Origin of the sequence: Sphingopyxis witflariensis (assembly GCF_002205635.1) — a bacterium.
Classification (GTDB): domain Bacteria; phylum Pseudomonadota; class Alphaproteobacteria; order Sphingomonadales; family Sphingomonadaceae; genus Sphingopyxis; species Sphingopyxis witflariensis.
Genome location: NZ_NISJ01000003.1, coordinates 359668 through 379789, shown reverse-complemented (window position 1 = coordinate 379789; position 20122 = coordinate 359668). Strand labels below are relative to the sequence as shown.

The window sequence follows — 20122 nt, the reverse complement described above, 5'->3', positions numbered from 1 at the left end:
CAGGATCGCAGATTATGCCAGACCTCTCGTCCTTTCCGATCACGCAGCGCTGGCCGGCATTGCATCCCGATCGCCTGCAACTCTACGCCGCTCCCACCCCCAATGGCGTCAAGGTCTCGATCATGCTCGAGGAGACCGGCCTGGCGTACGAACCCCACCTGGTCGATATCTCGAACAACGAGTCGAAGGACCCAGCGTTCCTATCGTTGAACCCCAACGGCCGCATTCCCGCGATCATCGATCCATCTGGCCCTGACGGGGAACCCATTGCGGTATGGGAATCGGGTGCGATCCTCCTCTACCTGGCTGACAAAACGGGCCAGCTAATCTCCACCGCTCCCGCCCAGCGTTACGAGACGCTGGCCTGGGTATTCTTTCAAGTGGCCGGCGTCGGGCCGACCTTCGGCCAGCTTGGCTTTTTCCTGCGATTTGCCGGTAAGGATTATGAGGACAAGCGGCCTCGGCAGCGCTTTATCGACGAATCCAAGCGTCTGCTCGGGGTTCTGGACCGCCAGCTCGAAGGCCGCGACTGGCTTGTCGACGATTATTCGATCGCGGATATCGCGACGCTCGGCTGGGTGAACGCGCTGGTCGAAGTCTATGCGGCCGGCGACATTCTCGGCCTCGGCGATTATGCGAACATCCAGGCATGGCTCGGACGCGGACTGGCCCGGCCGGCGGTGCAGCGCGGCCTGCACATCCCTGCGAGGCCAGCATGAGCATCATCGCCGCATATTATTATAATGAAGGCAAACGCGTCCGTGAAATCGCGCTTGATGAGTGTGTCGAGCTAAACCAAGACCGCTCGGGCTTCTGCTGGATAGCACTGAGCGAGCCCACCGCCGACGAACTCAGCGCGATCCAGACGACGTATAATCTCCATCCGTTGGCGATCGACAATGCGATGCACCCGCTCTGTCCGCCCAAGCTCGAAGCTTATAATGACGAGCTATATGTCGTCGCTCAAACCGCCGAACTCGACGGCGACCGGATCCGCTACGGCAAGATGGCGATCTTCACCGGTCACAACCATCTCATCAGCGTACGGCACGGCAACGGCGGAGCGCTCGGCAATCTTCGCGAGCAACTCGAGGCTTCGCCAACACTTTTCGGCAAGGGTGTCGATTATGTGCTGCATGCGATCCTGCACCGGATCGTCGATCAATATCTTCCCATCTTCGAAATGATCGAGGATGACGTTCTGGCGATGGAAAAACGATCGCTCGACGACTTCCTCGGACGCGAAGAAATCGACCGCATCTTCGGGTTGAGAAGCGAACTCACCCGCTTCCAGCGCACCCTCAGCGCCATGGCTGAACTGGTCCGGAAACTCGTCCGAGGCCATTTCCCCTGCATCAGTTCAGAAATCAGACCCTATTTCAGCGACGTCGCGGATCATGTCGATCGCGTGCAGACCATGGTCGATGGGCTCCTGCAGGTCTTATCCACCGTCTTTGAATTCAGCAGCCTGCTGGAAGCGCAAAGAACGGGCGTAACCACGCGCCAGCTAGCGGCTTGGGCGGCCATATTGGCGGTGCCGACGGCTATCGCCGGGATTTATGGCATGAACTTCAGAAATATGCCCGAGCTCGACACGACCTATGGCTATTTTGTCGTACTCGGGCTGATGACGATGTTCTGCCTGTACCTGTTCGTCCGGTTCAAGAAGGCCAAGTGGATATGAACAGCGCGCGTCGCTTTTCATCTCCCACATCTGAGTGGCGACAGCGTACCTCATATTAGAGCATGTCCAATGCCATGCAAAACCAAGGTGCACCAATGACATCCCAAGTGACCGACGTCCTAGCCGCAGTCCAGTCCTTCGTCGCGAAGGGCTACGACCGCGAATACCGCGTCAAGGACGGCCATCTCGTCGATCTTGAACTGGGCTCGACCCTCGATCCGTGCGGCATAATCGTCGACGCGGCTTTACGCCTCGAAAGCGGGGATGATGGGGAAGACGCGTCCAATATCTACGCGATTACCGATCCGGCGACCAATCATAAAGGCCTGTTGATCGACGCGTTCGATGTGTTCGATGAAATCTGTCACCGCGACCTTTCCGAGCGGCTAGTCGCGGATCGGCAAACGACGTCGGCGGGTGACGAGGATGTCCCAAGCAAGCACGGCCTGCGCAAAGTCTACAAGAATGAGTTTGACCGCGATCCCGAGCGTTATGTGCTGCGGGAGGGTTATCCGGACTTCCCGCCATGCCCTTTCGGCGGCGCCTTCAGCATTCTCGGCTTCGATACCGCCGAGCAATCCTATGTGTGGCTTGTGACAAGCATCATTCGGGATTCCCGGCTGATCAGGGCGCCCTATCAGGGAGATGACGCCCCGAGCGACGAATAGCGGGTCAGCAAGACATTGAGGCCCCTTCCGCGGGGAGGGCCGACACGCCGACAATCAAACTATCGCAACACAACGAGGTGATGATGAACTGGAATAAAAGCCACATCCGCGAAACCATGCTTTCGCTGGAGACCGCCGCTTTGCATAGCGCTCGCACCAATTATCTGGATTATGTTTCCATCGCGCGGCTGGATCGGAGCGAACCGATCGAGAATGACGAGCAGGCCCAGGCCGAAGTCGCGAGCGACTTGGCTGAAGCGCTTGACGACACATTGCATGACTATGCCGATAAACTTGAAAAGCTCAGGACGATCGACTTCGGCCCCAAGTCGGCAGTGGAGGAGGGTGCTGTCATCAAACTGTCGGGGCGCCATTTCGTGATCGCAGTGTCAACGAGCCAGTTCACCTGCGATGGGCGTGAGTTCATGGGTATTTCCACGATGGCGCCGATCTTCGAGGCGATCGAAGGCGCGCGAGCAGGAGAGACCGTGCAGTTCAACGGCCGGGACCTCATCGTAGAAAATGTCGAATAGAACGCCTGGTGCAGCCGGCGCGCTAGTGCCGGGCGCCCTTCACCTCTGACTCCATGCATATCATCACATCAAGAGATCCCGTGATCATCGGTGTGCTTGGAGAGCGGGCAGCCTTGGCGTCGATGCGGCGCCTTGGCTGCCTGCGCCCGATGGCCAACACCGCCAATATGGCAAGCAATGCGGACGCATAAAGGAACAGGCCACCGGGGCCGGCGATATTCATCGCAGCTCCCCCGATAAGGGGGCCGGCGGCTGTCCCGATCCCGTTGAGCAGCAGAAGCCCGCGGGCGGTACCGAGCAGCCGCCCGGCCGGAAGATCGTCGTTGGCGACCGCGAGACACAGGGAATAGATCGGGATGCCAAAGCCGCCGAACAGCGCGCCCGCCGCGAGGAGCAGGGGCAGGGGCGCCTCCACCGCAAAGGCGACGCCGACGGCCGCCGCCGCGGACGCCAGGGCCGCAGCGGCGATGACAAGGTTCCGCGGCACGCGATCCGAAAGCCAGCCCAGGGGCCACTGCAAGAGAAGCGTCCCACCCAGCACCGCAGCCATGAAAGCGGAGATGCCGCCCACGTCGAGTCCGATCCTCTGCGCGAAGTTCGGGCCCATGCCCCAAAAACCGCCGATAGCCAGGCCGGCGAGGAAAGCGCCAGCCGCGGCGAGCGGCGATGCGCGGACAAGCTCGCTGAACGCGACCCGTTCCTGTGTCACCTGCGCCGGCGGATGGCTGGGTAGCAAGGTGATCGGAACCACCGCCGCGGAAATCAACAGCGAAACGATAAGGAACAAGGTCATGTCTGCCGGCGGGGCGACGTTGAGCAAGGCCTGGCCGATGGCCCATGAGCCCATCGAGACGACTCCGAAGATCGACAGGAGCTGTCCGCGCGTGGATGGCACTGCATGGGCGTTGAGCCAGCTCTCCGTTGCGAGGATCATGCCCGCATAGGCGAAGCCGGTGATCAGGCGAAGCGGGATCCAGGCGATCGGTTCCACGAGCGCGACATGAAGAAGGGCAGTCATCGAGGCGATAGCTGCAAAGCCGGCAAAGGTTCTGACATGACCCACGGCGACGATGATCCGCGGCAACATAAGCGCGCCGATCGTGAAACCCGCAAAGTAGAACGACATCATCGCGCTGATCGCGCCGGACGAGAAGCCCTCCTGGCCGGCCCTGACGATCAGGAGCGTACCCAGCAAACCATTGCCCAGCAGCAGCGCCGCGACGCTCGCCAGCAACGCCGCCACGGGTGCGAGCTTGAGGCCACGTCGGCCCGCCGACCGCATGCTATCCATCGCCGGGCTCATTTTAGCGCCTGACGCGACGGTCGATACGCCGCCGCGCTGATGAACTGGTCGAACGCTTCGCACCAGATGACGACCGTGTTGTAGTCGCGAACATCGATCCCGACAGGAACGTCGACGATAAAGCCGTTGAAAGTCTTCACGTCGCCCACGCGGATCGACCTGTCCTTTATCAACAGGAAGGCTTCTTTCGTATCGACGAAATTTGGCGCAAGGTAGAGCTTGTAGTCCGGGCCGGGTGCGAGATGACCTATGTGACCGATCCGACTTCGCGATAACCGGACTTCGCCTTCGCCCCAATGCAGCAGGTCGCTGCCTTTGAGATCACGAGCCAGCCGCCCCGTGTAGAGTGTTTCGGTTTCGATGGCCTGATAGGCTGCCGGGTTCGGCGGCTTGGCCGCGGTGAGGATTGGCAGAGTATAAATGCCGGCCGCAAAACCAATGCCGAGCATCGCGAGATGGCTGGCGGTCAGGATGAACCAGCGCCGCATGATTACTCGAGCTCCATGTCCTTCACGAGGTTGTCCGCATCGAGATGGAAATCCGAGAAAATGATGCGGCCGCCCGCGTCGATAACCGAGAACCAGGGCGTTCCCCGCGTGCGATAGTCCTCCATGAAGGTGGGAAATGTCGCGCCGGCCGGTGGTTCGTCATGGCCGAAGGCGAGAGGAAGCGCATATTTAAGCTGATTTACGCGCAGCTTCTCGAAGGTGTTTTCATCCGCTCCTTCGAAGACGGTCTGGATCACCGCAAATCCCACGCCCCTGGGGCTCAATGCACTATGCAATCTTTGTAGCGTCGGGAAGCCATGCACATGGCATCCGCGGCACCAGTGCTGGAAGGCGAACAGGATCTTGGGGCCGGAGCCGAGATCCGGCAGCTTGAGCGGCGCGGTGCTTTCTCCGTCCGCGCCGATCCATTTCTGCACCCGAAGATCCGGCGCTTGTCGTTCGAGCATGCTCATCTGATCCTCCAGCGCGATGAAGAACCGCGGCGCAGAGTGGTGCGCGCTATCATGATATGTCATTCCAGACGCATCGGACCCCGGTGTCGTGCTCCGCGACGCGATCAACAAGCGTGGCGACGGATTCCTTGGTTGCATCGAAACGTTCGCGATCTTTGCCCACGAGCCTCAAGGAGAGGCTGTCGCCGTCTGCAGTCAATATAAGGTCGCCGCCCGGAAGCTGGATTTCGGCTGTCAGCGCGTCATATCGAACCGGATAAGTGTGAACCCACGCCTCAGCGAGTCTCGTCAGATATTTACTCGATTCGATCGTAGCGATGCGTGCCTCGGCCTCAATCATCTAAAAACTCCCGGTGTTGTTGTTTGGGCGCATAGCTAGGTCAGCGCCGTCGTTTGCCTCAGACCTTATAGTCGACTGGGTTCACCGCACGGCCCTCACCTCAATCAGAATATCATATCCCGCAGAGACAGGCTGGGGCCGTTCGAGATCGACCAACGCAGCACCCCCGGCGACGGACCCAGGACCTTGTCAGCAACCGCTTTCATCAATGTCTCCATCTTGCTGCGCCCCAAAGTATCGATCGATCGGATAACCAATTCTTTGAAAATTCGCACGGGTCGAAGGGTTTCGCGCGCTAGACTATGAAGATATGCACCGACTATTTCCAATAGCAGCGGAACATAGTTTCCATACCTTGTTGCCGTGCTATCGCTGAGCGGCGCCGACGAGTTTGCGAGCCGCGTCAGCCAGTCCGGAAAGCCGGCGCGCCAGTCTAACGCCTGTGCCGAATTCACCCCAGCGTGATGCGGGCGTAATTATTCAAAGCTATAAAAACTATAGCGATAGGGTATTGGGAAATCGGACTGAGGTCGCGTTATAGTCGATGCGCATAAATCACCGATTCACGCAAATGCGATCGTCGATATCCCGATGAAGCATCGGGCGTTTCCGGCTTCAGGCCATCGGTTCGTACCGCGGCCACGCGTATCAGGATCTGGCCGGGATTCTGAAGTGAAGCAAGTTCTTGACTGTCGCATCGAGCAAAAAAAGGAGGGGCTATGGTCACGAGAGGTTTCACCGGTCGCGGGTCAAGTGGCGACCATTCCGGTCGGATTCCACCAGGTCAGCATCTCGTGGAGAATTTTCCGGTTCTCACGGCGGGGCCGACGCCGAACGTGGAGCTGGCCGATTGGAAATTCACCGTCAAAGTCGGTCCGAAGCCCGCCAAAGTGTGGAATTGGAGCGAATTTAACGCCTTGCCGAAGACCAAGGTGACCAAGGACATCCACTGTGTCACCTCCTGGTCGAAGCTGGATACCATATGGGAGGGCGTCCTCGTCGAGGACATCCTTGCGGATGCCGGGCTCGACCGGCCCACCGATTTCGTGCTGGCGCATTCCTACGACGATTATTCGACAAACGTCCCGCTGGCGGACCTGCTGTCCGGGAAAGCGATGGTCGCTCTCAAATTTGCGGGCCAGCCGATTACCCGCGATCACGGCGGGCCGGCGCGTCTGCTGGTTCCGCATCTTTACTTCTGGAAGTCCGCCAAATGGGTGAAGGCGCTCCAATTCACGACGCGTGACGAGGCCGGCTTCTGGGAACTGCGCGGCTATCACATTTACGGCGATCCGTGGCGCGAGCAACGATACACCGATGACTGACAACGGCACGCAAATCGTTTCATGGCAATCCTGCATGGTCGAGGCAATCGTCCAGCAGACGCCGAGCATCAAGAGTTTCTTCCTGCGATTGAGCAGGCCGTTCGCGCACATCGCTGGCCAGCATGTCGATGTCCGGCTGACCGCGCCTGATGGCTATAGCGCGATGCGCAGTTACTCGATCGCGTCATCGGCAGCCTCGTCGCCGATCATAGAGCTCGCTATTGAGCGCCTGCCCGATGGCGAGGTATCGGCCTATTTTCACGATATCGCGATAGTCGGCGATGAAATCGAGCTTCGCGGTCCGCTCGGCGGGCACTTCCTATGGCCTGAACCGGCCGTAGATGCGGTGCTGTTGATCGGGGCAGGATCGGGCCTTGTGCCTTTGATGGCGATGATCCGGCACCGCAGCACGCAGGACCCGGCCGTGCCAACGGCGCTGCTCCTTTCCGCGCGCACGGCTGAGGATGTTCTGTTTTCGGAAGAACTGCATTCCGTCGAAATCAACGATGCCGCGTTCGTCCTGGCGCTGGCGATCACGCGCGAAGATCCGATCCGCGCATCGGATTTCGGGCGGCGGATCGACAGCGCCATGGTCAAAGAGGTTCTCGCCCGGCTTCACCGAAAGCCCACACAGATATTCGTTTGCGGATCCAACGATTTCGTCAACATCGCGACCGAGGGCGCGCTGCGGGCCGGGCTCGATCCCTCGATAATCAAAACCGAGCGCTATGGTGGCTAGTGGCGCATGCTCGCTCGCGTCCCACCTTCCACTCTGCGGATAATATTTGGAGAACGTCATGAGCCGCTTTGCTGAACCCGTCTTTGTTGCCGCCGGCCTTCGCACTCCCTTCGGCCGCGGCGGAGGAGCTTTGGCTGCTTATGATGCCGTCTCTTTGTCCGTCCCTCTTGTGCAGGCGATGGCGGCGCAAGCAGAGCCGGATCTTCTCATCTGGGGTACCGTGATCCCGAATTTGGGCTGGAGCAACATTGCTCGCGAGACCTGGCTTGACGCCAAGCTCAATCCGAATGTTCCCGCATTTTCCGTCGTCCTGGCATGCTCTACCAGCATGACGGCGACTTTCGCTGCGGCAGGAATGCTGGGCGGAGGAACCGATCTCACGATGGTGGGCGGTGCCGAAGTCATGAGCCGACCTCCCATCGCTCTGACGGCCGATGCATCGAAGCGGCTCACCGACCTCTTTGCGCAAGATCCGGCGGCTGCGCTTGCAGCCCTCCAGTCTCTTGCCCTCCACGACTATGTGCTCCCGACCAAGGGATGGGCCAACCGGATCACCGGCAGGACAATGGGCGATCATATGGAGGACACCACCAAGGCCTGGCGGATCTCGCGCGAGGCGCAGGACGATTGGGCGCTAAAGAGCCACCAGCGGTCGGTCGCTGGTTGGGACCGAGGTTTTTTCGACGATCTTGTGATTTCTCTTCCTGAACTGGCGCGCGATGCGAACCCGCGCGCCGATACGTCGCCCGAACGGCTTGCTGCCCTCAAGCCCGTCTTCGATCGCGACAGTGGCAAGGGAACGCTGACGGCCGGCAACAGCTCGCCGATAACGGATGGCGCGGCCGGTTGCTGGGTGGCTAACGAAGCCGGCGTGGCACGACTGCCCGCGAGTACGCCCTACGCGCGGCTCATCGATTACGAGGTGTCGGCCGTCGATTTCCACACCGAGGGTCTGTTGATGGCACCCTCCTATGGCATTCCGCGTCTGCTCGCGCGGCATCGACTGAGCTTCTCCGACATCGCTCTTTGGGAAATCCACGAAGCCTTCGCCGCCCAGGTCCTGGCGAATGTCGCGGCCATCACCGACCGGGAATGGGTGCGCGAAACCGCCGGTGTCCAGTCGGATATGGGCGACTTCGACTGGGACCGCGTCAATCCCAACGGAGGCTCGGTAGCCATCGGTCACCCCTTCGGCGCCACAGGCGCGCGCGACCTTAGCCAGGCAGTGAAGGAGCTCTGGGCCATGCCGAGCGGATCACGGGCAATCGTCAGCATCTGCGCCGACGGCGGCCAAGGCACCGTCGCACTCCTCGAACGCCCCTGATTCACGTCCGCTGCGAACCCCGTGCCATTGACAATATGAGAGGATATTCCGTTGGTCTTAGCAGTTTGGAACGACACCACCATCGCCGCAAGCGACGAGACAATCGTCGTTGAGGGAAACCACTATTTCCCACCTTCCGCGGTCAATCAGGACCTCCTTGAAGCGAGCGCACACACTTCTGTCTGTCCGATCAAGGGCACGGCCAGATACTTCCATATCCGCGTAGGCACCGCACTCAACGCGGACGCGGCCTGGTCATACCCCCATCCGAATCCGGTCGCCGAAGCCATCCGGGATTATATCGCCTTCTGGAAAGGCGTGGAGGTTGGGTAACAGCCGACGCCCAGTGGGGCTTCGCTGATGGCCGTGTCGCTTCATGCGCGCTTCCTTGATCATCTCGCGCGGGGAATTGACGATCTGCAGTTGGCGAAGGATTTTCCTGCGGGCCTCCAGCGGGCGGGACTGACCGTGGAACGGCCGCGCGACCCGGCACATGGCGATCTGTCGACCAACGCGGCGATGATCCTGGCAAAACTCAGCGGCACGCATCCGCGTCCGCTCGCTGAAAAACTGGCGGACTGGCTCGCCAAGCTGGAGGATGTCGCTGCCGCGGACGTTGCCGGCCCGGGCTTCATAAATATCCGGCTGACCGACCAGGCATGGCGAGATGAACTGGCCGTCATCGCGGACCAGAAGGACCGCTATGGCATGTCGCCCATCGGTGCGGGCAAGACGGTGAATATCGAGTTTGTCTCGGCCAACCCGACCGGTCCGATGCATATGGGGCACTGCCGCGGGGCAGTTGTCGGAGATGCGCTCGCCAACCTGCTCGCGTTCACCGGCCATCGCGTCATCCGCGAATATTATATCAATGATGCAGGCGGGCAGGTCGACGTTCTCGCTCGCTCGGCACACCACAGATATCGCGAGGCGTTGGGCGAGAGCCTCGGCGAGATAGCGGAAGGCCTATACCCGGGCGATTATCTGAAGCCGGTCGGGGCGGCGCTGGCCGCCGATTTTGGGGACCGCTATGCCGACGCCCCGGAGACGGACTGGCTCGCAATCTTTCGGGCGCGGGCCGTCGCCGCGATGATGGAGACGATCCGCGAAGATCTGGCGCTGCTCAGCATAAGTCACGACCGCTTCGCGTCCGAGGCGGACCTCGTCGCTGCTGGAAAGCCGGATGATGCCGAGGCCTGGATGCGCGCGCGCGATCTTGTGTATGACGGCGTTCTCGAACCTCCGAAGGGCGAAATCTCCAAGGACTGGGAACCGATCGCGCTGCCGCTGTTCCGGTCGACGAGATTTGGCGATGACCAGGACCGGGCTATCCGTAAACCGGACGGGGGCTGGACCTATTTCGGCGTGGATCTTGCCTATCATTTCGAGAAGGCGCGCGATGCCGACGAACTGATCGACATATGGGGCGCCGACCATGCCGGGACCGTGAAGCGCATCGTGGCGGCCGCCGAAGCTCTAACCGAAGGCAGGAAGCGGTTCGACGTCAAGCTGGTGCAGATCGTGCGGCTGCTGCGCGCGGGTGAGCCGGTCAAGATGTCGAAGCGCGCAGGCAATTTCGTCACGCTGGCCGATGTCATTCGAGAAGTCGGAAAGGACGTCGTTCGCTTCATGATGCTGACCCGCAAAGCGGAAGCGCCCATGGACTTCGACTTTGCGACCGTGGTCGAGGCATCGAAGGATAATCCGGTCTTCTATGTGCAATATGCCCATGCGCGGATTTCCTCGCTAGCAAACCGCGCGGCCGAAGCTGGTATCGAGCTGGGCGACGCGCCCGATCTCGCTCTCCTGGACGGTCTGAGCCTTACACTTGTGAAGCGTGCGGCAGAATTCCCCCGCATCGTCGAGGCGGCTGCGGCAGCGCGCGAGCCCCACCGGATCGCCTTCTTCCTCGAGGGGCTGGCCGCGGATTTCCATGCGCTGTGGAACATAGGAAATGCCGACCCGGCGCGCCGCTTCGTCTACCCGGAAAACCTGCCGGTGAGCCGCGCGCGGTTGTTCCTGGCCAGCGCGATCGGGCAGGTCATCCGCAATGGCCTCGCGCTGATGGGGGTTGAACCGACACATGAGATGGAGAGGGCCTAGTCGATTGCGCGCTTGTTCCTGTGGCTCGTTGCGCGCGCCAGTGTCGGCGGGCCCGAACATGCTGTGCGTCTTCTGATACTGGTGGACCGAGATGGAGCGTACCGATTTCGACGCTGCCTTCAAAAGGCTTCCCGAGGGTCACAGCGAAGGTCTTCATGAAGGCCGGCGTTTCGGCTTGATCGTCCGGCGATCCGACGACGGGCGCCGCAACAGCCTGTTTGCCAGGGAGTTGGCTGGAACCGACATCGTGAGCTTCAACCTATATCGGTTTACTTCGGGAAAAACATCGCTCAAGCCGTGCGAGATGTCGGCGAAAAAAGTCATGGATTTCGTGCTCGGGTTCCGGCCAGATTAACGCGTAAGACCATGTCTCGATCGACGCTCCGTTCGTACGGGTGTCATCGCACTTCGCATATCACTACCGGGTATCGAAACTATAGACTTTGGTTATTGGACTTCGCCTGACGATGAACTCATCCTCCATGCGGTGCCAAGGCGCGGCGAAGCGGGCGCGCCCACAGTGGCATGCCGGTGCTTGATGCGGACGATTTGGATAGCCGCGGCGGGGATTGGTCGAGGCGGACATCGCCGGGTGAACTTGTGACAGAAGGATTTGAGCAATGCGTCTTGCAATGATCGGCCTCGGCCGCATGGGTGCCAATATCGCGCGTCGCCTGATGCGCGGCGGGCATGAGATCGTCGCCTTCAACCGCGATCCTGCCGCGGTCACTCAGCTTGCCGGTGAAGGTGCCATCGGAGCGAATTCTCTTGAAGATGTCGTCGCCAAACTCACCGCGCCGCGGATCTTCTGGGTAATGCTCCCGGCGGGCGCTCCCACCCAAGACGCGGTCGACAAGCTGATGGAATTGGCTGAGCCGGGAGATATCATCATCGATGGCGGCAACAGCTTCTACAAAGACGACATCAAACGTGGTGCCGCGGCAAAGGCGAAGCACCTCCACTATATCGACGTCGGTACGTCGGGCGGGGTCTGGGGGCTCGAACGCGGCTACTGCATGATGATCGGCGGCGATAAGCAGACCGTTGACCTGTTGGATCCTGTCTTCGATACACTCGCCCCGGGCTATGGTTCGATCGTCCGCACCATTGGACGCGACGCGCACGACAATCGCGCCGAGCGCGGCTATATCCACGTCGGCCCCACCGGCGCCGGCCACTTCGTCAAGATGGTCCATAACGGCATCGAATACGGGCTGATGCAGGCTTATGCGGAGGGCTTTGACATCCTCAAGAGCAAGTCGTCCGAACGGCTCGCACCCGAGGAACGCTTCGACATCGACCTGACGGACGTCGCCGAGGTCTGGCGTCGCGGCAGCGTGATCTCGTCTTGGCTGCTCGATCTGTGCGCGATCGGCCTGGTCGCTGATCCGATGCTCGAACAATTCACCGGCCATGTCTCGGATTCGGGCGAGGGCCAGTGGACGATTGACGCGGCGATGGAAGAGGCCGTCCCGGCCTATGTCCTCTCTGCAGCCTTGTTCGCGCGTTATCGCAGCCGCGTCGATCACACTTTTGGTGACAAGCTTCTTTCGGCGATGCGCTTCGGCTTTGGCGGTCATGTCGAAATGCCCCAATGATATTGGCCCGTCCCTCCGTTGCAGTGTCGGGATGCTTATCCCACACGATGGCCGAAGTTTGGGCGCATCGGCGTGAGCGCTAGACCAATTCGCCTGCTGATTTCCGATATCGACGGCACCTTGGTCCGCCGCGACAAAAGCTTGTCTGACGGCGTTGTTGCGGCCGTTCGTCGCGTCCTGAGCGCGGGCATCCCGGTAAGCCTGATCAGCGCTCGCCCGCCGAGCGGGATGCTATGGATCGCGCAGCGGCTGGGCCTGGAAGGCCCGATCGCAGCATTCAACGGTGGTACGGTGGTGATGCCCGACGGCCGCGTTGTTTCGCAAGCTACCCTCGATCCCGCTACTGCGGCCGCGGCGCTCGCCCGGATCGATCGCGCTGGAGTGACGCCCTGGCTGTTCGCCTATGGCAAATGGTACGCGCGTGACCGCACCAACTCTAATCTTGGCCGTGAAAAGCTGGCGGCCGGTCTCGAGCCGATCTTCGACGTCGATCTCTCAGCCCATCTTGATCAGGCTGATAAATTGGTCGGGGTGAGTGCCGACCACGATCTGCTCGCCACGATCGAAGCCGAAACTCAGACGGTTCTCGGTAAAAACGCGACGGTGGCGCGCTCGCAGCCCTATTACCTCGATATCACCGGTCCCGATGCCAACAAGGGCGCTGGCGTGGCCACGCTCGCCGCGGCGTATGGCGTACCGCTTTCGGCGGTCGCGGTGCTCGGAGACCAGCGCAATGATTTGCCGATGTTCGCGCGCGCCGCGATGTCCGTTGCGATGGGCCAGGCACCCGAGGCGGTCCGCGCAGCAGCGAGCCATGTCGCGCTCTCGAGTGAGGAGGACGGCGTCGCCGACGCCATCGATCGCTTTGTATTGCCCGCGATCGTGGCATGACCCGTTCGCTGGAGAGACGCTGAATCGGACTGGCGAATGACGCGGACGAGGCACCGCGTCCCCCGGTTACGCTCATTGAAGTCCCGCCTATCGTAACGACCGTGACTGGAAGATGTGCTCAAGATCCTTGAGAGCAGCTGCGGCAGTCGCAATCGGGCCAGAACCGCCTCCGATCGCGACGATCTCGCCCATGGCGTCGGTTTCGATGCGGATCGCCTTGTTCTTGCCGGCAATATGGGCAAACGGGTCATTCGGCGGATATGTGCGGATGCCCACACTGGCGCGAAGCGCATCGCCGTCACGGATCACGCTACCGACCAGTCTAGGTGCGAGACCGTCTGCCCGCCACTGCGCGATGTGCCCTGAGGTAACTGACTGAATCCCTTCGACGGTCAGGTCTGTCATCATAAGGTCGGCACCGAGACCGAAGTTTGCGAGAATGAGCAGCTTGCAGGCGGTGTCCCACCCCTCAATATCGTTGCGCGGATCGGGTTCTGCAAAACCGCCCGCTTGCGCTTCGGCAAGCGCCTCGTCCAGTCCGACGCCGCGTATCATCATCGCGTCGAGCAGATAGTTGGACGTGGCATTGAGGATGCCGTCGACCCGTAGCGTCGTGCAGCCCGCCAAATTATAGTGCAGCAGGTCGATCGTTGGCAGCGCCGCCGCGGTGGCACCGCTGATCTTGAGCATCGCGCCGGAGGCTCGCGCACGATCCCTGAGGGCCCTGCCATCACACACCAGCGCGCCCTTCGAAATGACGATCGTGTCCACGCCGCCGGTAAGCGCTGAGCGGATATAGTCGAGGCCGGGACCACCTGTGCGAAAGTCGCTCGGGCCAGCCTCGATCAACACGTCGGCGCCGCTCGATGCAATGAAGTCGGGGCCGGACAGGCCAGCTTCCAATACGTCGAAGCGGTCGGGCGCCAATCCTGCCGGGTCGAACGCGCCGCTGCGCGATCCGCACACCGCGACGAGACGCACATCGACGCCAAAGACGGTACGATAGCGATCGCGCCGAGCGAGCAACAGGTGCGCGGTCGCGCGGCCGACCGCGCCGAACCCGGAAATAGCGATGCGGGATGTGAGCATCACCTATTTCGCGAACAGCTGGCCGATATCGGCGAATGCCTTCTTCTCGATGGCGTTGCCGCTAGGGCCTTTGAAGACCATTGTCGCCTGCTCCCCGGCTTTTCCCTTGAAGCGAGCGTAAGGCTCAATCAGGAAGTCCATGCCCGCTGCGGACAGGGTATCTGCCGTCTTGTTCCATAAATCCATCGGCAGCACGATCCCAAAGTGCCGGATCGGCACGCCATGGCCATCGACTTCGTTCGCCGACACGAAGCCAATTTCGGCAGGCGAAAGATGGCCAACAATCTGGTGTCCAAAGAAGTCGAAGTCCACCAACTCTGTTGCGCTGCGCTCCTCGGGGCAGCCGAGCAGGTCGCCGTAAAGCGCTCGTGCAGCCGCGAGATCGTGGACCGGAAATGCGAGGTGGCAAGGTGCGCTCATTGTTCAACTCCATCGGCAAGGGATGGAAACGTTTTCATCAGGCCGGTAGAAGCCCAGTTCCCCGGTAGGTTTCGATCAAGCCATCGAAGAGTGCGACGTCCGCGCGGCTACGCGCCAGGAGCTGCGCCCCTGAAACCGCCGCGAAGATTGCACGGGCATGGGCGTTGCTTGCTATAGCATCACCATCGCCGATAGCCGAAAGAACCTTACTCAGCCAAGCGACGTTGACGTCGGCGAACGCCTGAACCTCCGCCTTCACAGCCGCTGGCAAATCGCTGAATTCCGCCGCCATGAAACTGCCCAAGCAAAGGCGATTTCCGTTCTCGAGCGAGCGGCGGAAGATAGATGGATACCGTTGCAGCGCGCTGCGCGGATCAGACAGCTCTGCGAGCAGCCCGTCCAGCTCCGCGGCTGTGTCCTCCCAGTAGCGGCGCGCGACCGCGGTGCCGAGGTCGGCCTTGCTCGGATAATAATAATAGATGCTCGCCGACTTGATCCCTACGTCTGCTGCCAGATCGCGGAAGTTGAGACCTGCATAGCCACTCTCCTGTGCCGACCTCCTGGCCGCTGCCAAAATTGCCTCTTTTGCATTCATAGTCATGGCCGTCCAGGTTGCCTACCAAGTGACAGATAGGCATTGCCAGCCGAAATAGAAAGCTCTAGTTGTCGCCTACCAACTGGCAGGTAGGAGATTCCCAGATGATGACGATCTACGACTGGCACACCGGTCCATATCCGGCCCGCGTGCGCATCGCTTTGGGCGAGCTTGGGATGCAATCGCAGGTCCGCTTCGTTTCGGTCGACTTGTGGAAGGGTGAGCACAAAACGCCGGTGTTCCTCGTCAAAAACTATTCGGGCACGCTCCCGGTGCTAGAACTCGACGATGGGACGCTGATCGCCGAGTGCACCGCGATTACCCAATATCTTGATGCCCTGAACGACAAACCCATTCTGACGGGTGTTACGCCACGCGAGCAGGGGGTGATCCACATGATGAGCAAGCGTGCCGAGATCGAACTGCTCGACGCGGTCAGTGTCTATTTTCACCATGCGACACCGGGCCTGGGGCCGGACGTTGAGATCTACCAGAATGCTGAATGGGGTCTTCGCCAGCGCGACAAGGCCGTGCGCGGAATGCATTATTTTGACAGCGTTCTTCGGCAGGTGCCCTTCATCGCTGGAGACACTTTCTCGATGGCCGACATTACCGTGGTCGGTGGCCTGATATTCGCCGGCCTTGTCAAACTTTCCGTGCCGCAGGAATGCGAGGCGCTGCGCGCCTGGTACGAGCGGATGCTGGAACGCCCGAGCGTGCAAAACCGGATTGTAATGTCGGAACCTGTGACGATCTCTGCCTGAGGCTGCGCAGCGCATTCTCAAGGTGGGATGGTTTCCTGGCCGATGGTCAGCGATTCACCGGAAGAGAGGAGGGGGGAGGGATCGGGGGAGCCGATTGGCGCTTTAGACCGGAGGCCCACCCCTTGCAACAGGACATCACGCTGCGTTGCCAGTAGGCGCTTGACCCGGGGGCTCTTACCACGACCGCCGCGTCGCTGCACGCGATCGATAACGCGATTACGGACTGCCGCAATGCCGGTAAGGACCGCGAAACCGCTTCGGCCGTGACCCTCTTCGCGCGCTATCCGGGCATCCTTTCCGCGCGCGCCGCGGACGACGCGGCACTGCGCCTTACATGCACCGACCGGATGCCGAGATCCGGCGGCATCCCGTCCTGCGCACACTCGCTTATCGTGGCGTCGGCTATGACGAAGCGGCCAAGCGTGTCTTCCATGCGGAATGCCGCACGGCCACCTGCTTTGGGGGAATGGCGAATAGGCGGTTTGGCCAATGGGCTGCATGCAGACACGCAGCCCATTGTCCCGCTCAGGCAGCGGCGGCCTCAAGCTCGTGTTGAAGCGTTTCTATGAATCCGTCCATCGTCGTCTCGCGCATGTCGACCGCCTTTGCACCGCCACCGGCCACGACGGTGACGTCGGTGATGCCGATCACGCCGAGAAGCAACCGCAGGTACTGCGTTGCGATGTCGCGGTCGCGGATCGGCGAACCTTCGGTGTAGACGCCGCCGCTCGCCATCAAGACCGTGGCGGTCTTGCCGGTCACGAGTCCTTTGCCGTCGAAGCCGAGCGTCAGCCCCTTGCGAACGATGCTGTCGATCCACGCCTTGAGCGCGGCAGGCACGTTGTAGTTGTAGACCGGGGTCGCGATGACGAGGTGGTCGCAGGCAAGCAGTTCTGAGACGAGTTCGTCTGAGAGGCGCAGTTCGGCCTTCATCTCGGGCGAGTGTTGCGCATCCGGCGTGAAATAGGCCTGGAGCCATGGGGCAGTGACGAACTGCAAGTTGGTCTCTGTCAGGTCACGGACGACGACCTCGCCGTCCGGGTGTGCCGTCCGCCATTCCGCGACGAAGCGACGTGTCATGTTGCGCGAGATCGACTGATCGCCGCGGGGGCTGGTTTCAACAACGAGAAGCTTGGCCATGATTATTCCTTTCTTGAGATTCGATCAGCCGAAACGGAAGCCGGATATCGGCTTGCCGAGAGCGTGGCCGTGGAAGTGAACGACGCCGGGCTCTCCAGACGCGGCGCCCGCCGCGACCATCAGCGGCAGCAGGTGGTCCTCATGGGGCTGCGCGACACGGGCATGCGGCGCGTCTTCCCATCGGATCAGAGCTTCGTCGCGAGTTGCGCCGTCGATCATGACGGAGCGCAGCCAGGCGTCGAAGGCCTCCGCCTTCTCGTCATTCGCCCCGCCGCCGAAGAAGCCGCGCATGTTGTGGTATGTCTGACCGCTGCCGAGGATCAGCACGCCCTCGTCGCGCAGGGGCTTCAGCGCCCGCCCGATGGCAAGGTGGGCGGCCGGATCGAGACCATGCTGCAGTGAAAGCTGTATGAGCGGAATGTCGGCTTCGGGTAACATGACCTTGAGCGGCACGAAGATGCCGTGATCCCAGCCCCGAGCGTGCTCCGCGCCATTGGCAATGCCAGCGTCCGACAACAGCTCGCTTACCCGCGCCGCGATTGCGGGGGCGCCGGGCGCAGGCCAGGTCAAGCGGTAGGTATGTTCGGGAAACCCGTCATAGTCGAACAGAAGCGACGGGTGCGCGCCAGCGTTGACGGTCGGCACCTTCTCTTCCCAATGCCCGGATATGGCGAGGATGGCGCGCGGTTGCTCCGGCAGCGTCGCCCTAAAGCCCCGCAAATAGGTCTCGAGGTCGCGCCACGTATCGCGCATCGGCCCGGGCTCCAGGAAGAAGCAGGGACCGCCGCCGTGATTGATGAAGAAGGTGGGTTGCATGTGCGCTATATGTTGGGTGGACGATCGTCATGGAAGTGATAAAGATGTGATAGTCTTTATCGGCTGAGGTGATGGATGATTGGGAATTTCACGCTGGACCAGCTCCGCGTCCTTACGACTATCGCCGAGACGGGCAGTTTCTCCGCGGCCGGGCGCAGTCTTGGCCGCGCTCAATCCGCCATCAGTCAGGCAGTTGCGACGCTCGAGGACGTGCAGGGGGTAACGCTGTTCGACCGATCCGGCTTCCGGCCGGTCCTGACCGATGTCGGCCGGGTGCTGGTGGCACAGGCGCGCTCGGTCCTTGCGAGCGCCGCCCGGTTCGATGCCATAGCCGCCAGCACGCGCGAGGGGATCGAGGCCGAACTGGCAGTCGCGATCGATCCGCTTGTGCCAACTGCTGCCTTCATCGACAGCTTGCATGCGCTGCGCGCCGCATTCCCATTCCTTCCGGTCAGCTTTTCTACCGAGGGGCTGGGCGGAGCCGAGCGACGACTGCGACGCGGGGACGCGGCACTGGCGTTCTGTATCCTGTTGCCAAGCGTACCGGATGACATCGTAGCGCTGCCTTTGCTCGGGATCGATCTTGTGCCGGTGGTGTCGCCCGCCCATCCCCTCGCCTTGCTAAATCGGCCTTTGGCAGCCGGCGACCTGGAAGAGCATATCCAACTCGTCCTCTCCGACCCGGCCGCACCCGATGGCCCGAGCTACGGCATCATCGGCACCAGGGCTTGGCGGTTCGTAGACCTCGCACGGCGAATGGATTTCTTGCTGGCGGGCTTGGGATGGTGCCGGATGCCCGAGCATCTCATCGCGCCACATCTGGCCGATGGTCGCTTGGTTGCATTGACCATTGAAGACGATCCGGCGAGCGCGACCGGTCCGCTGATGATCTACGCCGCCCACATGCGGAATCGCGCTCCAGGCCGCGCGGGGGCATGGCTGCTAAGCGAGCTGCAGGCGAGGCTCGGCTGATCGGAACCCCGCAAAAATCATCGTCTTGGAAATCGACTACGCCTCACAGCGATCCGCCTTAAGCTCTGATTCCATTGATATGCGCTGAAGATCGTCATTGAGGCGGCCGCAAGGCGCCTGACAGATGCGCGATCCAATTTGGCTGACGGACGATCGATGGCTCGGCTTCAGCCGTTGATTTCCAAGAGCCTTGCCGCCCTCGCGTGGATGACAGGGTTTCGACAAGCCAATGAAATCGGAGGCTTAATCGGCATGAATCTTCGGCACGCAGAGCTGCAGAAGTATGAAAACTATAGGCACAGTCTATTGGATAATTTTCTGGCTCACTGCGATAGTCGGCAACGGCTACCACACCAGCGACGGCGTGCCTGACGCCGCTCCGGGATGAATGAGAGTGTCTTAGCCGAACGCACATTATTCAATGGCGCCTCGGTTAGCCAAAATAGATGGGCCGCCAAAGCGATGAAGAGAACAAGGGAGCCGCGTCACAGTGCTGCACCTCATCGAGCCAGAGATACTTCCATCCGGCGCTTTCATCTTCACGCCGCTGGAACTGACGGTCATCGCGCTGGCGCGGCGCGAGAAATGCCAAAAGTTCGGATCGGGGCGCCATCTCGCGCAGGCCCTCTTCCAGAAAGATCAACTTCTTCCGGGAGGGCGTGAAAACGGGACACTCGCTGATCCCCGACTCGAAGTGCTCCGCGCGTTCGTAAAAATTCTCGATCGGCGGGGCCAGCGGTTAGCTGCGGCGACGCAGATACTAAGGGAGGCCGGCTTCAGCAGTCTGCAGGAAACTTGGCTTCGCTCTGAATGTGCACGACCGCTTTGATCGTTTGCGTACCTTGAACCCTACTACC

The 20122-nt window shown here is 61.2% G+C and carries 24 protein-coding genes; 15 read left to right on the top strand and 9 right to left on the bottom strand.

Annotation, left to right across the window (positions count from 1 at the left end; all coding sequences use genetic code 11):
- Positions 1–14: 14 nt before the first annotated feature.
- The 4 genes from CDQ91_RS08425 to CDQ91_RS08410 all read left to right on the top strand — a co-directional run bounded on the left by CDQ91_RS08425 (position 15) and on the right by CDQ91_RS08410 (position 2885).
- Positions 15–719, top strand: a complete 705-nt coding sequence (locus CDQ91_RS08425; protein ID WP_088472253.1) for a glutathione S-transferase N-terminal domain-containing protein — start codon at positions 15–17, stop codon at positions 717–719.
- Positions 716–1684 (top strand): magnesium and cobalt transport protein CorA, encoded by a 969-nt coding sequence (locus CDQ91_RS08420; RefSeq protein ID WP_088472252.1) that lies wholly within the window; start codon positions 716–718, stop codon positions 1682–1684. The genes CDQ91_RS08425 and CDQ91_RS08420 overlap by 4 nt, the downstream gene beginning before the upstream one ends.
- Positions 1685–1746: 62 nt before the next feature.
- Complete coding sequence (locus CDQ91_RS08415; RefSeq protein WP_237245888.1) at positions 1747–2352, top strand: hypothetical protein; 606 nt, start codon at positions 1747–1749, stop codon at positions 2350–2352.
- A gap of 80 nt (positions 2353–2432) precedes the next feature.
- Positions 2433–2885, top strand: a complete 453-nt coding sequence (locus CDQ91_RS08410; RefSeq protein ID WP_088472250.1) for a hypothetical protein — start codon at positions 2433–2435, stop codon at positions 2883–2885.
- 22 nt (positions 2886–2907) lie between these two features.
- Here the strand turns inward: CDQ91_RS08410 and CDQ91_RS08405 are convergent, their stop codons facing one another.
- The 4 genes from CDQ91_RS08405 to CDQ91_RS08390 are packed head-to-tail and all read right to left on the bottom strand — an operon-like array spanning position 2908 to position 5489.
- Positions 2908–4188, bottom strand: a complete 1281-nt coding sequence (locus tag CDQ91_RS08405; RefSeq protein ID WP_237245887.1) for an MFS transporter — start codon at positions 4186–4188, stop codon at positions 2908–2910.
- Positions 4185–4676: a DM13 domain-containing protein gene (locus CDQ91_RS08400; RefSeq protein WP_088472249.1), complete on the bottom strand. Its 492-nt coding sequence runs from the start codon at positions 4674–4676 to the stop codon at positions 4185–4187. The genes CDQ91_RS08405 and CDQ91_RS08400 overlap by 4 nt, the downstream gene beginning before the upstream one ends.
- Before the next feature lie 2 nt (positions 4677–4678).
- Entirely contained in the window at positions 4679–5149 is a 471-nt protein-coding gene (locus CDQ91_RS08395) for a peroxiredoxin family protein (protein WP_088472329.1), read from the bottom strand.
- 49 nt (positions 5150–5198) lie between these two features.
- A complete protein-coding gene (locus CDQ91_RS08390; RefSeq protein WP_088472248.1) occupies positions 5199–5489 on the bottom strand; it encodes a DUF2218 domain-containing protein in 291 nt (96 codons plus the stop codon).
- 794 nt (positions 5490–6283) lie between these two features.
- Between CDQ91_RS08390 and CDQ91_RS08385 the strand changes: the two genes are divergently transcribed.
- From CDQ91_RS08385 to CDQ91_RS08350, 8 genes are all read left to right on the top strand, one after another.
- A complete protein-coding gene (locus tag CDQ91_RS08385; protein ID WP_237245886.1) occupies positions 6284–6814 on the top strand; it encodes a molybdopterin-dependent oxidoreductase in 531 nt (176 codons plus the stop codon).
- Complete coding sequence (locus tag CDQ91_RS08380; RefSeq protein ID WP_088472246.1) at positions 6807–7553, top strand: ferredoxin reductase; 747 nt, start codon at positions 6807–6809, stop codon at positions 7551–7553. The genes CDQ91_RS08385 and CDQ91_RS08380 overlap by 8 nt, the downstream gene beginning before the upstream one ends.
- 58 nt (positions 7554–7611) lie before the next feature.
- A complete protein-coding gene (locus CDQ91_RS08375; protein ID WP_088472245.1) occupies positions 7612–8877 on the top strand; it encodes a thiolase family protein in 1266 nt (421 codons plus the stop codon).
- Positions 8878–8928: 51 nt separating this feature from the next.
- Positions 8929–9210: a DUF427 domain-containing protein gene (locus CDQ91_RS08370; protein ID WP_088472244.1), complete on the top strand. Its 282-nt coding sequence runs from the start codon at positions 8929–8931 to the stop codon at positions 9208–9210.
- Positions 9211–9243: 33 nt separating this feature from the next.
- Positions 9244–10980, top strand: a complete 1737-nt coding sequence (gene argS, locus CDQ91_RS08365; protein WP_164499244.1) for an arginine--tRNA ligase — start codon at positions 9244–9246, stop codon at positions 10978–10980.
- A gap of 91 nt (positions 10981–11071) precedes the next feature.
- Positions 11072–11335 carry a hypothetical protein gene (locus tag CDQ91_RS08360; protein ID WP_088472242.1) on the top strand — a complete coding sequence of 88 codons (264 nt, stop codon included), beginning with the start codon at positions 11072–11074 and terminating at the stop codon, positions 11333–11335.
- A gap of 265 nt (positions 11336–11600) precedes the next feature.
- Positions 11601–12578, top strand: coding sequence for a phosphogluconate dehydrogenase (NAD(+)-dependent, decarboxylating) (gene gnd / locus CDQ91_RS08355; RefSeq protein ID WP_088472241.1), 978 nt, complete (start codon positions 11601–11603; stop codon positions 12576–12578).
- 72 nt (positions 12579–12650) lie between these two features.
- Positions 12651–13469, top strand: a complete 819-nt coding sequence (locus CDQ91_RS08350) for a Cof-type HAD-IIB family hydrolase (RefSeq protein ID WP_088472328.1) — start codon at positions 12651–12653, stop codon at positions 13467–13469.
- 87 nt (positions 13470–13556) lie between these two features.
- Here the strand turns inward: CDQ91_RS08350 and CDQ91_RS08345 are convergent, their stop codons facing one another.
- From CDQ91_RS08345 to CDQ91_RS08335, 3 genes are read right to left on the bottom strand one after another with little or no spacing between them, the layout of a single operon-like run.
- Positions 13557–14558, bottom strand: coding sequence for a homoserine dehydrogenase (locus CDQ91_RS08345; RefSeq protein ID WP_088472240.1), 1002 nt, complete (start codon positions 14556–14558; stop codon positions 13557–13559).
- A gap of 3 nt (positions 14559–14561) precedes the next feature.
- The gene (locus CDQ91_RS08340; RefSeq protein ID WP_088472239.1) at positions 14562–14978 is read right to left on the bottom strand and encodes a VOC family protein; all 417 of its coding nucleotides are present in this window, start codon (positions 14976–14978) and stop codon (positions 14562–14564) included.
- 37 nt (positions 14979–15015) lie between these two features.
- Positions 15016–15579, bottom strand: a complete 564-nt coding sequence (locus CDQ91_RS08335) for a TetR/AcrR family transcriptional regulator (protein ID WP_088472238.1) — start codon at positions 15577–15579, stop codon at positions 15016–15018.
- A 98-nt stretch (positions 15580–15677) separates the two neighbouring features.
- Between CDQ91_RS08335 and CDQ91_RS08330 the strand changes: the two genes are divergently transcribed.
- A complete protein-coding gene (locus CDQ91_RS08330; RefSeq protein WP_201791878.1) occupies positions 15678–16337 on the top strand; it encodes a glutathione S-transferase in 660 nt (219 codons plus the stop codon).
- A gap of 525 nt (positions 16338–16862) precedes the next feature.
- Here CDQ91_RS08330 and CDQ91_RS08320 read toward each other — a convergent pair.
- On the bottom strand, positions 16863–17477 hold the full coding sequence (locus CDQ91_RS08320) for an FMN-dependent NADH-azoreductase (RefSeq protein ID WP_088472237.1): 615 nt from the start codon (positions 17475–17477) through the stop codon (positions 16863–16865).
- A 24-nt stretch (positions 17478–17501) separates the two neighbouring features.
- Positions 17502–18293 (bottom strand): DODA-type extradiol aromatic ring-opening family dioxygenase, encoded by a 792-nt coding sequence (locus CDQ91_RS08315; protein WP_088472236.1) that lies wholly within the window; start codon positions 18291–18293, stop codon positions 17502–17504.
- A 75-nt stretch (positions 18294–18368) separates the two neighbouring features.
- Between CDQ91_RS08315 and CDQ91_RS08310 the strand changes: the two genes are divergently transcribed.
- Complete coding sequence (locus tag CDQ91_RS08310) at positions 18369–19265, top strand: LysR family transcriptional regulator (RefSeq protein ID WP_088472235.1); 897 nt, start codon at positions 18369–18371, stop codon at positions 19263–19265.
- 490 nt (positions 19266–19755) lie between these two features.
- The gene (locus CDQ91_RS21000; RefSeq protein WP_144036727.1) at positions 19756–20094 is read left to right on the top strand and encodes a hypothetical protein; all 339 of its coding nucleotides are present in this window, start codon (positions 19756–19758) and stop codon (positions 20092–20094) included.
- The last annotated feature ends 28 nt before the right edge of the window (positions 20095–20122 follow it).

Bases quoted from the DNA above. Each gene is read 5' to 3' on its own strand.
- CDQ91_RS08425 (WP_088472253.1), top strand. From the start codon at position 15: ATGCCAGACCTCTCGTCCTTTCCGATCACGCAGCGCTGGCCGGCATTG.
- CDQ91_RS08420 (WP_088472252.1), top strand. From the start codon at position 716: ATGAGCATCATCGCCGCATATTATTATAATGAAGGCAAACGCGTCCGT.
- CDQ91_RS08415 (WP_237245888.1), top strand. From the start codon at position 1,747: ATGTCCAATGCCATGCAAAACCAAGGTGCACCAATGACATCCCAAGTG.
- CDQ91_RS08410 (WP_088472250.1), top strand. From the start codon at position 2,433: ATGATGAACTGGAATAAAAGCCACATCCGCGAAACCATGCTTTCGCTG.
- CDQ91_RS08405 (WP_237245887.1), bottom strand. From the start codon at position 4,188: ATGAGCCCGGCGATGGATAGCATGCGGTCGGCGGGCCGACGTGGCCTC.
- CDQ91_RS08400 (WP_088472249.1), bottom strand. From the start codon at position 4,676: ATGCGGCGCTGGTTCATCCTGACCGCCAGCCATCTCGCGATGCTCGGC.
- CDQ91_RS08395 (WP_088472329.1), bottom strand. From the start codon at position 5,149: ATGAGCATGCTCGAACGACAAGCGCCGGATCTTCGGGTGCAGAAATGG.
- CDQ91_RS08390 (WP_088472248.1), bottom strand. From the start codon at position 5,489: ATGATTGAGGCCGAGGCACGCATCGCTACGATCGAATCGAGTAAATAT.
- CDQ91_RS08380 (WP_088472246.1), top strand. From the start codon at position 6,807: ATGACTGACAACGGCACGCAAATCGTTTCATGGCAATCCTGCATGGTC.
- CDQ91_RS08375 (WP_088472245.1), top strand. From the start codon at position 7,612: ATGAGCCGCTTTGCTGAACCCGTCTTTGTTGCCGCCGGCCTTCGCACT.
- CDQ91_RS08360 (WP_088472242.1), top strand. From the start codon at position 11,072: ATGGAGCGTACCGATTTCGACGCTGCCTTCAAAAGGCTTCCCGAGGGT.
- gnd (WP_088472241.1), top strand. From the start codon at position 11,601: ATGCGTCTTGCAATGATCGGCCTCGGCCGCATGGGTGCCAATATCGCG.
- CDQ91_RS08345 (WP_088472240.1), bottom strand. From the start codon at position 14,558: ATGCTCACATCCCGCATCGCTATTTCCGGGTTCGGCGCGGTCGGCCGC.
- CDQ91_RS08340 (WP_088472239.1), bottom strand. From the start codon at position 14,978: ATGAGCGCACCTTGCCACCTCGCATTTCCGGTCCACGATCTCGCGGCT.
- CDQ91_RS08335 (WP_088472238.1), bottom strand. From the start codon at position 15,579: ATGACTATGAATGCAAAAGAGGCAATTTTGGCAGCGGCCAGGAGGTCG.
- CDQ91_RS08330 (WP_201791878.1), top strand. From the start codon at position 15,678: ATGATGACGATCTACGACTGGCACACCGGTCCATATCCGGCCCGCGTG.
- CDQ91_RS08320 (WP_088472237.1), bottom strand. From the start codon at position 17,477: ATGGCCAAGCTTCTCGTTGTTGAAACCAGCCCCCGCGGCGATCAGTCG.
- CDQ91_RS08315 (WP_088472236.1), bottom strand. From the start codon at position 18,293: ATGCAACCCACCTTCTTCATCAATCACGGCGGCGGTCCCTGCTTCTTC.
- CDQ91_RS08310 (WP_088472235.1), top strand. From the start codon at position 18,369: ATGATTGGGAATTTCACGCTGGACCAGCTCCGCGTCCTTACGACTATC.